The sequence below is a fragment of the Leifsonia xyli genome (assembly GCA_001647635.1).
GTDB classification, from domain to species: Bacteria; Actinomycetota; Actinomycetes; order Actinomycetales; family Microbacteriaceae; genus Leifsonia; species Leifsonia xyli_A.
Map to the genome: position 1 here is coordinate 1,307,080 of CP014761.1, position 14,194 is coordinate 1,321,273.

The window sequence follows — 14,194 nt, forward strand, 5'->3', positions numbered from 1 at the left end:
TGTGATTAGCACTCAGACAGATGGAGTGCTAAACCGATTCTGGCACTCGGGACGGTGGAGTGCAAGACGACGAAACGCCGCCCCCGTCGGGGCGGCGTTCGTACTTTCCTAGCTGAAGAGGCTCAGGCCAGGCGCACCGACTCGGCCTGCGGGCCCTTTTGCCCGGAGCCGACCTCGAACACGACCTGCTGGCCCTCTTCGAGAACCTTGTATCCGTTCATGTCGATCGCGGAGTAATGGACGAAAACGTCCTGTCCCCCACCGTCCACGGTGATGAAGCCGTAGCCCTTCTCAGCGTTGAACCACTTCACGGTCCCGTTCGCCATTCATTACTCCCATTGCTGTGTCGCTCGCGCGATCCGACGCCGCACGTTGAATCCCGATCCTAATGCGTGCAATACCGGCCAGCGCCAGTGTTTTCCGGAATCCGTACAGAAATGATTCGAAACGGAAACACCCGCGTAACAGAAGGGAAGGAGCGGCCTCAGTCGAGGGTCGAGAGGAACCGTTCCGGGTCGAGCGACGTGCGGTGCCCCTCCTTGCTGTCGGCGGGGATGCCGCCCACGTAGAGCCACCCGAGCAGACGTTCGTTCTTGGCGAGTCCGTGCATCCGGTGCACCGCCTTCGAACGGGTGTGGTGGCCGGTGCGCCACATGACCCCCCAGCCGGCGTCGTGCAGCAGCAGGCTCAGGATGTGCGCGACGCCCGAGGCGACCGCGTCCTGCTCCCAGCCGGGCACCTTCTCGCTCTTCGTCCGCACCGAGACGATGGCGAGCAGGAGAGAGGAGCGGAGCGGCTTGGCCGCGAGCTTCTCAGCCTCGGGTCCCGAGGCGTGCGCATCCTTCACGAACGCCTCGCCCAGCCGCGTCCGCGCCTCGCCGCGCAGCTCGATGACCCGCCACGGGTGCAGGGCGCTGTGGTCGGCGACCCGGCCGGCCGCGGCCACGAGGGGCAGCAGCTCGTCGTGCGTCGGAGCGTCCGGCGTGACGCGCGAGTAGGAGCGGCGCGCGGCGACGCGCGCGGCGAGGTCGCCCACTCAGGCCTCCGGCGTGAAGTTCAGCGAGATCGAGTTCATGCAGTAGCGGTCGCCGGTCGGGGTGCCGAAGCCGTCGGGGAAGACGTGCCCCAGGTGCGAGCCACAACTGGCGCAGCGGACCTCCGTGCGGACCATGCCCAGGCTGTTGTCCTCGAGCAGCTGCACCGCCTCCGGGCGCACGGACTCGTAGAAGCTCGGCCAGCCGCATCCGGAGTCGAACTTGGTGCCGGACTGGAACAGCTCCGCACCGCAGGCCGCACAGGTGTAGAGGCCGGCGCGGCTCTCGTCGAGCAGCTCGCCGGTCCAGGGACGCTCGGTGCCGGCCTGACGGAGCACCGCGTACTGCTCCGGGCTGAGCTCCTCACGCCATTCGTCCTCGGTCTTCTCGACCACGTAGTCCTCCTGCGCCGTGCCGTCGTTGTGGACCATGCTGTTCCTTTCGTCGTTCACAAGGGTAAACGGCCTGCCTGGGCGTGTGTTCCCGAGCCCCGAGGAGAACCGCGACGTGCCGCGGCATGACGGGAACACACAGGACGGGCACCCTAGGATGACGACGAACGCGGGGTGTCCGGGGTGCCGGTTCCGCCCGGCGTCCGTGACGAGGGAAGGCGGTGAGCGTGACCCGGTCAGCCGATGGACGGCCCGCCGAACGCGAGCCCTCGGACACGGAGCAGCTGAGCGATCGGGATGCCGCGATCCTCGCGTTCGAACGCCAGTGGTGGCGGCACGCCGGGGCCAAGGAGCAGGCCATCCGCGAGGAGTTCGGTCTCTCGGCGGCTCGGTACTATCAGTTGCTCGGTGCGCTGATCGACCGGCCGGCGGCACTGCGCCACGACCCCATGCTCGTCAAGAGGCTGCTGCGGCTCCGCGAGGCGAGGCTGGCCGCACGACACGCGCGGACACTCCCGTCCGCCGACTGACCTCAAGGACCGCATCACCCGATGGCAGAGAAGTTCCCCCGCGACCGCTTCGACGAGATCCCGGACGACCTGACGCGTGTCGGCGCCCACCGCGCGCCGCGTCCGAAGGGTCGGGGCTGGATCGCGGTCGGCTGGGCGGTGCTCGCGACGCTCGTGCTCGTCGGCGCAGGGATCTTCGGCCTGTCGCTGGTGAACGGGAGCATCAGCTTCCACGGCGCGAGCTCGTCCGCCTCCAAGACCTCCGCCTCCGCGACGCCGACACCCACCCCGACGCCGACCATCGTGCCGACCGTGAACCCCGCGCTGACCGTGAACGTGCTGAACGGGACGACGACGGGGGGCCTTGCGGGCACGGTCGGGCAGAAGCTGACGGCGGCGGGATGGAAGGTCGGCGCGACGGCGAACGCCGACAAGTCCGACCTCGCGACCACCATCATCTACTACGGCGACCCGGCGAACCAGGCGGCGGCGCTCGGCGTCGCGCAGTCGCTGCCGGGCGCGACCATCCAGCAGAGCACCGCCTTCGCGGACACCGGCGCCGACATCACGGTCGTCGTCGGCGCCAACTACCAGGGCTGAGCCCGGCGCGTCAGGCGGTCCGGCTGTGCCAGCGCCACCTCATACTGGCGATGGCGACGGCGACGATCGCGAGCAGGGTGCCGCCGATCGTGGAGAACGCGAGGGCGTGTCCCGCGGTGGGGAGGAGCAGGTCGAGGAGCAGCGCGGACGTGAGCTGGCCGGCGACGGTTGCCAGACCGAGCAGCAGGACGCCGGTGACGCGCACCAGCAGCGACGTGACGCCGATGAAGACGCAGCCGAGCGCGCCGCCGATGTAGAGCCACGGCTCGGTCGGCAGGGCTTTCGGCAGGCCGACGATGCCCCAGCGGACGAGCATCAGGACGACCAGGACGGTGGTGCCGGTCGTGAAGTTGATGAAGGTCGCGCTGAGGGCGCTCTGGGCGATCGCGCGGACCTGGCCGTTGACCGCCTGCTGCCAGCCGGTGCCGAGCCCGGCGATGAACGGCAGGATCATCAGCCACACCGGCGCGCTTCCGCCGAACTGCGCCGAGACGGCCCAGGTGACCGCGCCGAGGGCGAGCACAGCGCCGACCAGGCGGGCGGCGGTGAGCGGACGGCGTCCGCCCGGGCCGATGCCGACCCGGTCGAGCACCAGGCCGCTGATCGTCTGGCCCGCGACGACGGCGACGGTGAACAGCGCGACGCCCAGCGCGGCGGCCGCGATGCCCTGGGAGAGCACGAGGAACGATCCCGCGACGCCACCGCAGACGTACCACCAGCGGATGCGCCGTGTCCTGAGCGCCTCCCACACCTTCGCGAGACCCCGGCGACCGGCGGGCGCGACGGCCAATCCGACAGTGAGGATGACGAGACCGGACCCGAACGAGATGGCGGCGGCGGTGAAGCCGTCGCCCAGCCGGCTGCCGAGCTCGCCGTTGATCCGGGACTGGATGGCGACCAGCGCACCGCAGAGCAGCGCGAAGACGAGGGCGAGCCAGAGCGGGAGGGAGCGGGAGGTCACTCCCCTCACCCTATGCCCGCGGCTGACCGCTTCCTGGCCGTATCAGGGGGCGGGCGCCTCGCCGTCGGTGGGCTCCGGCTGGGGCAGCCAGCCGATGTTCTCCTCGGGCGCGACCTCCTTCTCCTCGCTGAGGTCGTAGTCGTCGTCGTTCTTCTTGTCGCTCATGCCGTCACCCTACGCCCGGCCGCCCAGCGGTCCCGGCGTGTCGGCGAGGACCCCGAGCGGCGACTCGATCGCGTCTGCGACCTCGCGCAGGAAGCCCGCCGCGACGCCGCCGTCGGTGACCCGGTGGTCGAACACCAACGACAGCTGCAGGATGCGCCGCGGCACGATCGCGCCGTCGACCACCCACGGACGCTCGATGGCGCGGCCGAGGCCGAGGATGGCGACCTCGGGGTGGTTGATGATCGCTGCGCTGCCGTCGACGCCGAGGCTGCCGTAGTTGTTGATCGTGAACGTCGAGCCGGTGAGGTCGGCCGGAGGAAGCGTCCCCTCGCGCGCGGCGCGGGCGAGTCGGTCGAGCTCGGCGTCGAGTTCGCGGACCGACAGCCGGTCTGCGCGACAGACGACGGGCACGAGCAGGCCGCGGTCGGTGTCGGCGGCGAAGCCGAGGTTGACGCCGTCGAACGTGGTGATGCCCTGTCCGTCCGGGGTCACCCGGCCGGCGAGTTCGGGATGCCGCGCGAGCGCCGCGAGGGCGAAGCGCGAGACGAAGGCGAGGAAGGACGGTGCACGCCCATCGCGCGCGAGGCGGCGGCGTCCCTCCCACAGGTCGGTCGCATCCACGTCGACCCAGACGGTCGCCTCGGGGATCTCGGACCGGCTGCGGGCCATCGTCTCGGCGACGGTGCGGCGGAGGCGGGAGAAGGGGGTGGTCGCGGCGACGGCCAGACCGGTGCGGGGGTCGGTGCCCTCTGCGGCGGGAGAGGGGTCGTGTGCGGGTGCCGTCGTGTCCGGTGCCGTCGGCGCTGTCGGCGCCGTCGCGAAGGCGGCCTCCACGTCGTGGCGCGTGATCACCCCGTCCGGGCGGCTCGGGCGCAGGGTGGTCAGGTCGATGCCGTGGGTGCGGGCGAGCGCGCGGATGACCGGCGAGACGACGGGGACGACGCCGCGCGCGGGCGGCGCGGCAGGGTATGCGACGGCCGGTCGCGACGCGGTGATCGTCGACCCGCGGGCGGCGCGGCGGCGGCGGGCGCCATGCTCCACGGTCCCGTAGCCGACCAGCACCTGTCCGGAGCCGGAGCCGGACGCGGCCGGCGCGGCGGCGGCCGGCGCAGCCTCGGCGGCCGCCGCCTCCTCGACCTCGATCAACGGAGCCCCGACGAGGATGGTCTCCCCCTCGTCCCCGTGCAGCGCTGCGACCGTCCCGGCGTAGGGCGACGGCACCTCGACGACCGACTTCGCCGTCTCGACCTCCGCGATCGGCTGGTCGATGGTGACCGTGTCGCCGACGGCGACCAGCCAGCGCACCAGTTCCGCGTCGGTCAGACCCTCCCCGAGGTCCGGGAGGGTGAACACGCGGGGGCTCATGCGTCCTCCCACTGCAACGCATCCACCGCGTCCAGCACCCGGTCGACGTCGGGCAGGTAGAACTTCTCGAGCTTCGGCGGCGCGAACGGCGTGTCGAAGCCGGTGACCCGGCGGACCGGCGCGAGGAGGTGGTGGAAGCAGCGCTCGGAGACGCGCGCGGCGATCTCGGCGGCCATGCTCGCGAATCCCGGCGCCTCGGCGATCACGACCGCGCGTCCGGTGGCGCGGACCGCCTCGCACACGGTCTCGTCGTCGAACGGCACCAGCGACCGGAGGTCGATGACGCCGAGGCTGCGGCCGTCCTCGGCGGCGGCCTCCGCCGCTGCGAGCGCGACCGGAACCGAGGGTCCGTACGCGATCAGCGTCGCGTCGGTCCCCTCGCGGGCGATGCGCGCCCGGCCGAGCTCCGGGAGCGGCGCCTGTGTGTCGACCTCCCCGGTGGACCAGTACAGCTTCTTCGGCTCGAGGAACACGACCGGGTCGGGATACGCGATCGCCGCACGCAGCAGGCTGTACGCGTCCTGCGGGGTCGCCGGCGACACCACGGTCAGGCCGGGCGTGTGCACGTAGTACGCCTCGGACGAGTCGGAGTGATGCTCCACCCCGCCGATCCCGCCCGCGTAGGGGATGCGGATGACCATCGGCAGCCGGATGGCGCCGCGAGTGCGGTTGCCCATCTTGGCGACGTGGTCGACCACCTGCTCGAACGCGGGGTACGCGAAGGCGTCGAACTGCATCTCGACGACCGGGCGCATCCCGTTCATGGCCATGCCGACCGCGGTGCCGACGATGCCCGACTCGGCGAGCGGGGTGTCGAAGCAGCGGCCCTCCCCGAAGCGCGCGGTGAGGCCGTCGGTGATGCGGAACACGCCGCCGAGCGTCCCGACGTCCTCCCCGAAGACGAGGACCGACGGGTCGGCGGCGAGGGCGTCGGCGAGCGCATGGTTGAGCGCCTGAGCCATGGTCATCGTGACCGGTGCGTCGGCGGCGCCGGGCGAGGCGGGGGCGTCGTGCATGAGCGTCATCGGGCGACCTCCTCGGTGGCGGGGTGGATGCGGCGGCCAGCTCGTCCGCGAGCTGCGCGGCCTGCTCCCGCAGCTGCGGCGTGGGCGTCGCGTAGACGTGGGCGAACAGCTCCTCGGGGTGCGGCTCTGCGTCGGCCATGACGGCCGTGCGAAGCTCGGCGGCGATCCGCTCGGCGTGGGCGTGCGCCTCGGCGTCGTCGCCTTCGTCCAGCGCCTCCTCGGCCGTCAGCCAGGTGCGCAGCCGGAGCAGCGGATCGCGGGCGACCCACGGCTCCACCTCGTCGGCGGTGCGGTAGCGGGTCGCGTCGTCCGCGTTGGTGTGCGACTTCATCCGGTAGGTCAGCGCCTCCACGAGCGTTGGACCACCGCCCTCGCGCGCCTCCGTCACGGCCTCCCCCAGCACCGCGAGCAGCGCGGCCAGGTCGTTGCCGTCGACGAGCCGGCCGCGCATCCCGTAGCCGATGCCCTTGTGGGCGATGCTGGGCGCGGCGGTCTGCCGGCTGAGCGGCACCGAGATGGCGTAGCCGTTGTTCTGCACGAGGAAGACCACCGGCAGGTGGAAGACGGCGGCGAAGTTGAGCGCCTCGTGGAAGTCGCCCTCGCTGGTGGCGCCGTCGCCGCAGAGCGCGAGCACGACGGTGTCCTCGCCGCGCATCCGAGCGGCGTGCGCGAAGCCGACCGCGTGCAGCAGCTGGGTCGCGAGCGGCGTGGACTGCGGGGCGACGTGGTGGACGCGCGGGTCGTATCCGGAGTGCCAGTCGCCGCGGAGCAGCACGAACGCCTCGAACGGGTCGACGCCGCGCTCGATGACGGCGACGGTGTCGCGGTAGGTCGGGAACAGCCAATCCTGATCGTCCAGCACCATGGCGGCGGCGACCTCGCAGGCCTCCTGCCCGTGCGACGACGGATAGACGGCGAGCTTGCCCTGCCGCACCAGCGCATCCGCCTGGTCGTTGATCCGGCGCGCGAGGACCAGCCGCCGGTACCCGTCGAGCAGGGCGGCGGTGGACGGGATCGGGTACCGGTCGTCGGGGTGGTGACGGCCGTCCTGGTCGATGAGCCGCAGCGGGGTGTCGCCGGGCAGCAGATCGTCCGCGTGCATCTGTTCTCCTTCGAAAGACGTCGCTCCTCCCCAGGATGACTTCGCCGGACGCTCCGCGCTACGGATGGAGAAGGATCGAGACGAATGGATGCGCTCGCGCGCGTCACGTGCCAGACTGTCCACCACCATGGACGACATCGACGTACGGATCCTGGACGCTCTGCGCGCGGACGGCCGCGCCTCCATCACGGCGGTCGCGGAGTCGGCGCACGTCTCGCGGGCCAACGCGTACGCGCGGGTGTCGCGGCTCGTCTCCGACGGCGTCATCACCGGCTTCACCGCCAAGGTGGACCCGCGTCTCTCCGGCCGCGCCTCCTCCGCGTATGTGACCCTGCGGGTGGAGCAGGCGGACTGGCACGACCTGCGCGACCGGCTCCAGGGCATCCCCGAGGTGGAGCACTTCGCGCTGGTCGGCGGCGACTTCGACGTCATCCTGCTGGTACGCGCCCGCGACAACGAGGACCTGCGGCGGGTGGTACTCGAGGAGCTGACCAGCATCCCGTCGGTGCGCGACACGAAGACGTCGCTGGTGTTCGAGGATCACGACCTGCGATGACCCCGCGGCTCCCCCTCCGGCGCGGTGATCGCGACCCTCGCGGGCCGACTGGATGGAGCGGGCCGGTTCGAATCGCTCAACGTCGAACACCTGGCGGAGCGGTTCGGGTGGTTGAGAACGGAGGACACCCCACGCGTGTCGGGCCGGAATCTCCTCCCTCCCGCGACATTCCTCGGCGCGTCGCGCGCGACTTCCTCCGTTCCGCACGCCCGGTAGGGGGTGGATAACGGCTTCCTCCTTCTCACGCCGCCCCGCCTCACGGTCGCGAACGGAGGACATCGGTTGCGACGCGCCGAGGAATGTCGCGGAACGGAGGAGGACGTCCCGGCCCGGCACACGGGAGACCTCCGTTCCGCCCGGCGGCGGTTGCCCGCGGGGGCGGGGTCTGCAACGATGGGAGCAACTGAACGATCGTTCGGTAATTCGGGTTCGAGGGAGAGCGCGATGGCGGAGGCCTACCTCGTCGGCGGCGTGCGCACGCCGGTCGGCCGCTACGGCGGCGCGCTGGCGGCGGTGCGCCCGGACGACCTCGCTGCGCTCGTCGTCGCCGAGGCCGTGCGGCGAGGAGGCGCCCCGGCGGACGCGCTCGACGAGGTGATCCTCGGGGCCGCGAATCAGGCCGGCGAGGACAACCGCAACGTCGCGCGGATGGCCGTCCTCCTCGCCGGGCTGCCGGATGAGGTGCCCGCGATGACCGTCAACCGGCTGTGCGCGTCCGGGCTGACCGCGGTGATCCAGGCGGCCCAGGCCATCCGTGCCGGGGATGCGGACCTCGTGGTCGCGGGCGGCGTCGAGTCGATGACGCGGGCGCCGTGGGTCCAGGGGAAGCCGGACCGCCCCTGGGCGAAGCCCGGCCCGCAGTACGACACGTCGATCGGCTGGCGGTTCACGAATCCGCGCCTGGTCGCCCGCGACAAGGCGACCTACACGATGCCCGAGACAGCGGAGGAGGTCGCCCGCATCGACGGCATCGGGCGCGAGGAGGCCGACGCGTTCGCGCTCGAGAGCCACCGGCGCGCGGCGGCAGCGGCGGATGCCGGGCGCTTCGACGACGAGCTGCTGGCGGTGCAGACGCCGGCCGGCCCGGTCACCGCCGACGAGGGCATCCGGCGCGACAGCAGCATGGAGGCGCTGGCGCGGCTGAAGCCGGTCGTCGCAGGCGGCAGCGTGGTCACCGCCGGCAACGCGTCCCCGCTCAACGACGGCGCCTCCGCGATCCTGGTGGCGAGCGGTGAGGCGGTCGAGCGACACGGGCTGACCCCGCGAGCGCGGATCGTTACTGCGGCGAGCGCGGGTGTCGCGCCCGAGGTGATGGGCCTCGGTCCGGTTCCCGCCACGCGTAAAGCGCTCGCCCGCGCCGGCCTCGACGTGGCCGACCTGGAGGCGGTCGAGCTCAACGAGGCCTTCGCCAGCCAAGCGCTCGCGTGCACCCGGCGTCTGGGCCTGGACCCCGACACGGTCAACGCCGACGGAGGCGCGATCGCGCTGGGCCACGCGCTCGGGTCGAGCGGGGCGCGCATCCTCGTCACCCTGCTCGGCCGCATGGAGCGGGAAGGCGCCCGGCGCGGCTTGGCGACGATGTGCGTCGGCGTAGGCCAGGGGACCTCGTTGATCGTGGAGGCGGTATGACCGAGGCGCTGCGCATCGAGGAGGCGTCCGACCGGGTGGTCGTCACGCTCGACCGCCCGGGCCGCCGGAACGCGATCGACCAGCGGATGGTGGACGAGCTGCACGAGGTCTGCGCGGCGCTCGAGCGCGAGCCGCGCATCCTCATCCTGACCGGCGCGGGCGGTGTTTTCGCGTCCGGTGCCGACATCGCCGAGCTGCGCGAGCGGACCGCGGAGGACGCCGAGCTCGGCATCAACGACACGGTCTTCTCCCGGGTCGCATCCCTCCCGATGCCGGTCATCGCCGCGCTCGACGGCTACGCGCTGGGCGGCGGCGCCGAGCTGGCCTACGCGGCCGACCTGCGGATCGGCACCCCGCGCCTCCGCATCGGCAACCCCGAGACCGGGCTCGGCATCATCGCCGCCGCGGGCGCACTGTGGCGGCTGCCGCAGCTGGTCGGCCTCCCGCTCGCGACCGAGCTGGTGCTCACCGGTCGCATCCTGACGGGTGAGGAGGCGCTCGCCGCCGGACTCGTCGGCAGCCTCCACGAGCCGGACGACCTGCTGCCCGCCGCGCACGCGCTCGCCGACCGGATCGCCGCCAACGACCCGCTGGCCACGCGCCTGACCAAGCGGGTGCTGCGGGCACCGCTCGCCGACCATCCCACCGTCGAGCGGGAGGCGCAGGCGCAGGCGTTCGAGTCGCCCGAGAAGCGGCGGCGGATGACGGAGTTCCTGGAGCGGAGGAGGACGCGATGAGCGCGTTGCCGGACAGGGTCGCGGTGATCGGCGGCGGCCGGATGGGGGCGGGCATCGCCCACGCGTTCCTCATGGCCGGCGCCGAGGTGGTCGTGGTGGAGCGGGACGCGTCGGCCGCCGCCGAGGCCCGCGACCGCATCCTCGCGAACGTCGAGGGCAGCGTCCGTCGCGGTGCGGCCGCACCCGACCCCGAGCGGCTGCTCGTCACGGTCACCTGGGAGGCGCTGAACGGCGCCGGGTTCGCGATCGAGGCGGTGCCCGAGCTCGTCGGGCTCAAGCGTGAGGCGCTGCGCCGGGCGGAGGACCTGCTCCCCGTGGACGCGGTGCTCGCGACCAACACGTCGTCGCTGTCCATCGACGTGCTGGCCGAGGGGCTGGAGCGGCCGGGCGCGTTCCTCGGGATGCACTTCTTCAACCCGGTCCCCGCATCCACCCTGGTCGAGCTGGTCACCGGGACCGCCACCGCTCCCTCGGCGGCCGAGGACGCCGCCCGCTGGGTCGGGGCGCTCGGCAAGACGGCGATCACGGTCCGCGACTCCCCCGGCTTCGCGTCCTCGCGCCTCGGGGTGCTGCTCGGGCTGGAGGCGATCCGGATGGTCGAGGAGGGCGTCGCGACCCCGGACGACATCGATACGGCCATGACCCTCGGCTACAAGCACCCCGTCGGGCCGCTGCGGCTCACCGACATGGTGGGGCTGGATGTGCGGCTCGACATCGCCGAGTACCTCGCGCGCGAGCTCGGTCCGCGCTTCGAGCCTCCGGAGCTGCTGCGCCGGATGGTCGCCGAGGGGATGCTCGGGCAGAAGTCCGGGAACGGGTTCTACGACTGGACGGATGCTGCGCCGCCGAGCCGGTCTACCGATCCGGAGCGTCGATGATCAGGTTCGTGATGCGGGCGGTGCAGAGCCGGTTGCCGTCCTCGTCGGTGACCACGATCTCGTGCGACGCGATCGTGCGCCCCAGCCGGATGGCCGTGGCCACCCCGGTCACCAGCCCCGAGCGGGCCGACCGGTGGTGCGTGGCGTTGATGTCGACCCCGACCGCGCTGCGCCCTGGGCCCGCGTGGATGACCGCCGCCCACGACCCGAGCGCCTCGGCGAACGCGACGGACGCGCCGCCGTGCAGCAGTCCGAACGACTGGCGGTTGCCCTCGACCGGCATGGTGGCCACGACCCGCTCCGCGGACTGCTCCAGGATGCGCACCCCCATCTTCACGTCGAGCTCGCCCAGTTCGATCGTCCAGTCGCCGTCGGCCATGCGGCCAGCTTACGCATCCCCTCGTCCCTCGATCCCCGGAGGCCTCTCATGATCCTGACCAGCACGGTGCTGCCCAGCTACATCCGCGACGGATGGTGGACGCCCGACGACGCGAGCGGCGCGGCCGAGGTGCTCGACGCATCCACCGGCGCGCCCGTCGCCCGCGTGAGCGCGGCGGGGCTCGACCTCGCGGGTGCGCTCGAGCACGCGCGCACAGTCGGGCAGGCGTCGCTGGGCGAGCTGACCTTCCACCAGCGCGCGCTGCTGCTGAAGCAGCTCGCGCAGGCGCTCACCGAGCGGAAGGACGAGCTGTACGACCTCTCCCTGCAGTCCGGCGCGACCCGCTCCGACGCGTGGATCGACGTGGACGGCGGCATCGGCGCCCTGTTCACCTACGGGTCGAAGGGCCGCCGCGAGCTGCCCAACGCGCAGGTCGTGCTCGACGGACCGGCGGAGCAGCTGTCGAAGGACGGCAGCTTCCTCGGCCGCCACGTCTACACGCGCCTCCCCGGTGTCGCGGTGCAGATCAACGCGTTCAACTTCCCGGTGTGGGGATGCTCGAGAAGTTGGGGCCGTCGTTCCTGGCCGGGATGCCGACGCTGGTCAAGCCGGCGACGCCGACCGCCTTCGTCGCCGAGGCCGCCGTGCGGATCATGGTGGAGTCCGGGCTGCTCCCCGCGGGATCCCTGCAGCTGGTCAGCGGCGGCGTGCCCGACCTGTTCGAGCACCTCCGGCTGGGCGATCTTGTCGCCTTCACCGGGTCCGCGTCGACCGCCGAGAAGCTGCGGGCACACGACTCGGTGCAGACCGGCGGGGTGCGATTCACGAGCGAGACCGACTCCATCAACGCGTCGGTGCTCGGGACGGACGCGGTGACCGGCACGCCGGAATTCGACGCCTATGTGAAGGGACTCGTCGTCGAACTGACCGCCAAGTCGGGGCAGAAGTGCACGGCGATCAGGCGCGCGATCGTCCCGGCGCCCCTGGTGGACGACGTCATCGGCGCGGTGCGCGAGCGGATCGCGTCGCGCGTCGTCGTGGGCGACCCGCGCGCGGAGGGCGTGACCATGGGTCCGCTCGCGTCGCGCGGGCAGCGCGAGGAGGTGCTCCGGCAGGTCTCCCGGCTGGTAGCGGCCGGTGGCGAGCTCGTGCTCGGCGGTCTCGACCAGCCGACGGTGACGCGCGCCGACGGCACGGTCGGGGCCGCTCCCGAGGGCGCCTTCGTCGCGCCGGTGCTGCTGCGCTTCGCGGACGCGTGGACGCCCGAGGCGCACACGGTCGAGGCGTTCGGGCCGGTCGCGAGCATCCTGCCCTACCAGACCGCGGAGGAGGCGGTCGCGCTCGTCGCGCGCGGCGGCGGGTCGCTGGTGACCAGCGTCGCCACGCACGACCCGGAGTTCGCGCGCGCCCTCGTGCTGGGCTCCGGCGCGTACAACGGCCGCATCCTGGTGCTCGACCGGGATGACGCGCGCACCTCCACGGGGCACGGATCGCCGATGCCGCACCTCGTGCACGGCGGACCCGGCCGCGCCGGCGGCGGCGAAGAGCTGGGCGGCATCCGCGCGGTGCTCCACCACATGCAGCGGACCGCACTCCAGGGGTCACCCGATCTGCTGACCGCGATCACCGGCGTGTGGCATCCGGGTGCCGCGGCGAGCGCGGACGGGCCGCACCCGTTCCGCAAGTCGCTTGCGACGCTGCGGATCGGCGACCAGGTGCAGGCCGGGCCGCGCCGGGTCACGCTGGACGACATCGAGGAGTTCGCGACGTCGACCGGGGACACGTTCTACGCGCACATGGATGAGGAAGCCGCGGCCGCCAACCCATTCTTCCCCGGCCGGGTGGCGCACGGCTACCTGCTGGTGTCGTGGGCGGCGGGGCTGTTCGTCGACCCCGAGCCCGGTCCCGTCCTCGCGAACTACGGGCTCGAGGACCTGCGGTTCCTCACCCCGGTCGTCCCCGGCGACAGCATCCGCGTGGCGCTCACCGCCAAGCAGATCACGCCGCGCGAGACCGACGACTACGGCGAGGTCCGTTGGGACGCCCGCATCCTGAACCAGCGCGACGAGCTCGTCGCCACCTACGACGTCCTCACCCTCGTCGCCAAGTAGCTCGTCCGTAGCCGCCGAGCACAGGAAAATCGTCGCGGATCGAGCAAATCGGCGACGTTTTTCCTGTGCTCGCGGGCTAGCGGAGGGCGAGGGCGAGGATGGTGTCGGCGAGGTCGTCGGGGGTGAGGGGGCCCTCGGGGTGTACCACTCGGTGAGCGAGTTGATCATGCCGAAGAGGAGGCGGGCGACGACGGCGGGGTCGGCCTCGGTGCGCAGGCTCCCCTCGGCACGGGCCTCCGCCACGAGTGCCGCGACGGCATGGTCGAACGCGCGGCGGCGCTCCAGCGCGGCCCGCTCGACCTCGGTGTTCCCGCGGACCCGCAGCAGCAGGGTCACGTAGGGCAGCCGGTCGGCGAGCACGCGCACGGCGCCCCGCAGCACGTACGCCAGGCGGTCGGCGGCCGGGCCCTCGGTCGCCTCTGGCGCGCGCAGCACGCCCTCGAGCCCGTCGAGCGCCTCGTCCAGCGCGAGGCGCAGCAGCTCCTCCTTGGAGGCGACGTGGTGGTAGATCGCCGACTTCGAGAGCCCCAGCCGCTCGGCGAGCATCCCGATGGAGGTCGCGTCGTACCCGTGCTCATTGAACGCGGCCACGGCGACCTCGAGGATGCCGCGCTGGTCGTAGCCGGGGCGTCCTCGGCGCAGCGTGTCCGAATCCACCGTGTCCGTCACCCGTTCAGTCTGGCACGCCGCACCCTCCGCGGCATATACTGAACGAACGATCAGTAAGTAAAGATCAGCGAAGGGGAGGTCG

Annotated in this window: 15 protein-coding genes and 1 pseudogene; 9 read left to right on the forward strand and 7 right to left on the reverse strand. The window is 72.4% G+C overall.

What is annotated here, in order from left to right:
• Positions 1-122: 122 nt before the first annotated feature.
• From A0130_06340 to A0130_06350, 3 genes are all read right to left on the reverse strand, one after another.
• Entirely contained in the window at positions 123-326 is a 204-nt protein-coding gene (locus A0130_06340) for a cold-shock protein (protein ANF31335.1), read from the reverse strand.
• A 158-nt stretch (positions 327-484) separates the two neighbouring features.
• A complete protein-coding gene (locus A0130_06345; GenBank protein ANF31336.1) occupies positions 485-1,036 on the reverse strand; it encodes a nitroreductase in 552 nt (183 codons plus the stop codon).
• Positions 1,037-1,465, reverse strand: coding sequence for a peptide-methionine (R)-S-oxide reductase (locus tag A0130_06350; protein ANF31337.1), 429 nt, complete (start codon positions 1,463-1,465; stop codon positions 1,037-1,039).
• 182 nt (positions 1,466-1,647) lie between these two features.
• Between A0130_06350 and A0130_06355 the strand changes: the two genes are divergently transcribed.
• The gene (locus A0130_06355; GenBank protein ANF31338.1) at positions 1,648-1,956 is read left to right on the forward strand and encodes a hypothetical protein; all 309 of its coding nucleotides are present in this window, start codon (positions 1,648-1,650) and stop codon (positions 1,954-1,956) included.
• A 21-nt stretch (positions 1,957-1,977) separates the two neighbouring features.
• Positions 1,978-2,535: a hypothetical protein gene (locus A0130_06360; GenBank protein ANF31339.1), complete on the forward strand. Its 558-nt coding sequence runs from the start codon at positions 1,978-1,980 to the stop codon at positions 2,533-2,535.
• A gap of 10 nt (positions 2,536-2,545) precedes the next feature.
• On the opposite strand, the gene A0130_06365 is transcribed toward A0130_06360, so the two are convergent.
• The 3 genes from A0130_06365 to A0130_06375 all read right to left on the reverse strand — a co-directional run bounded on the left by A0130_06365 (position 2,546) and on the right by A0130_06375 (position 6,051).
• A complete protein-coding gene (locus A0130_06365) occupies positions 2,546-3,496 on the reverse strand; it encodes a hypothetical protein (GenBank protein ANF31340.1) in 951 nt (316 codons plus the stop codon).
• Positions 3,497-3,670: 174 nt separating this feature from the next.
• Positions 3,671-5,026, reverse strand: a complete 1,356-nt coding sequence (locus A0130_06370; protein ID ANF31341.1) for a branched-chain alpha-keto acid dehydrogenase subunit E2 — start codon at positions 5,024-5,026, stop codon at positions 3,671-3,673.
• Positions 5,023-6,051: a 2-oxoisovalerate dehydrogenase gene (locus A0130_06375; GenBank protein ID ANF31342.1), complete on the reverse strand. Its 1,029-nt coding sequence runs from the start codon at positions 6,049-6,051 to the stop codon at positions 5,023-5,025. Before A0130_06375 ends, A0130_06370 begins: the two co-directional genes overlap by 4 nt.
• Between A0130_06375 and A0130_06380 the strand changes: the two genes are divergently transcribed.
• The 5 genes from A0130_06380 (at position 5,987) to A0130_06400 (ending at position 10,953) form a co-directional block, all read left to right on the forward strand.
• Positions 5,987-7,192, forward strand: a complete 1,206-nt coding sequence (locus A0130_06380; GenBank protein ANF31343.1) for a hypothetical protein — start codon at positions 5,987-5,989, stop codon at positions 7,190-7,192. The genes A0130_06375 and A0130_06380 overlap by 65 nt on opposite strands.
• A gap of 88 nt (positions 7,193-7,280) precedes the next feature.
• Positions 7,281-7,709 carry a transcriptional regulator gene (locus A0130_06385; protein ID ANF33321.1) on the forward strand — a complete coding sequence of 143 codons (429 nt, stop codon included), beginning with the start codon at positions 7,281-7,283 and terminating at the stop codon, positions 7,707-7,709.
• 444 nt (positions 7,710-8,153) lie between these two features.
• A complete protein-coding gene (locus tag A0130_06390) occupies positions 8,154-9,338 on the forward strand; it encodes a beta-ketoadipyl CoA thiolase (GenBank protein ANF31344.1) in 1,185 nt (394 codons plus the stop codon).
• Positions 9,335-10,075 carry an enoyl-CoA hydratase gene (locus tag A0130_06395; GenBank protein ID ANF31345.1) on the forward strand — a complete coding sequence of 247 codons (741 nt, stop codon included), beginning with the start codon at positions 9,335-9,337 and terminating at the stop codon, positions 10,073-10,075. Before A0130_06390 ends, A0130_06395 begins: the two co-directional genes overlap by 4 nt.
• Positions 10,072-10,953 carry a 3-hydroxybutyryl-CoA dehydrogenase gene (locus tag A0130_06400; protein ANF31346.1) on the forward strand — a complete coding sequence of 294 codons (882 nt, stop codon included), beginning with the start codon at positions 10,072-10,074 and terminating at the stop codon, positions 10,951-10,953. The genes A0130_06395 and A0130_06400 overlap by 4 nt, the downstream gene beginning before the upstream one ends.
• Here the strand turns inward: A0130_06400 and A0130_06405 are convergent.
• Entirely contained in the window at positions 10,931-11,332 is a 402-nt protein-coding gene (locus A0130_06405) for a thioesterase (protein ID ANF31347.1), read from the reverse strand. The two genes, A0130_06400 and A0130_06405, sit on opposite strands and share 23 nt — an antisense overlap.
• A gap of 48 nt (positions 11,333-11,380) precedes the next feature.
• Between A0130_06405 and A0130_06410 the strand changes: the two are divergent.
• Both A0130_06410 and A0130_06415 read left to right on the forward strand, forming a co-directional pair.
• Positions 11,381-13,443, forward strand: a pseudogene (locus A0130_06410) (enoyl-CoA hydratase).
• A 258-nt stretch (positions 13,444-13,701) separates the two neighbouring features.
• Positions 13,702-14,154 carry a hypothetical protein gene (locus A0130_06415; GenBank protein ID ANF31348.1) on the forward strand — a complete coding sequence of 151 codons (453 nt, stop codon included), beginning with the start codon at positions 13,702-13,704 and terminating at the stop codon, positions 14,152-14,154.
• The last annotated feature ends 40 nt before the right edge of the window (positions 14,155-14,194 follow it).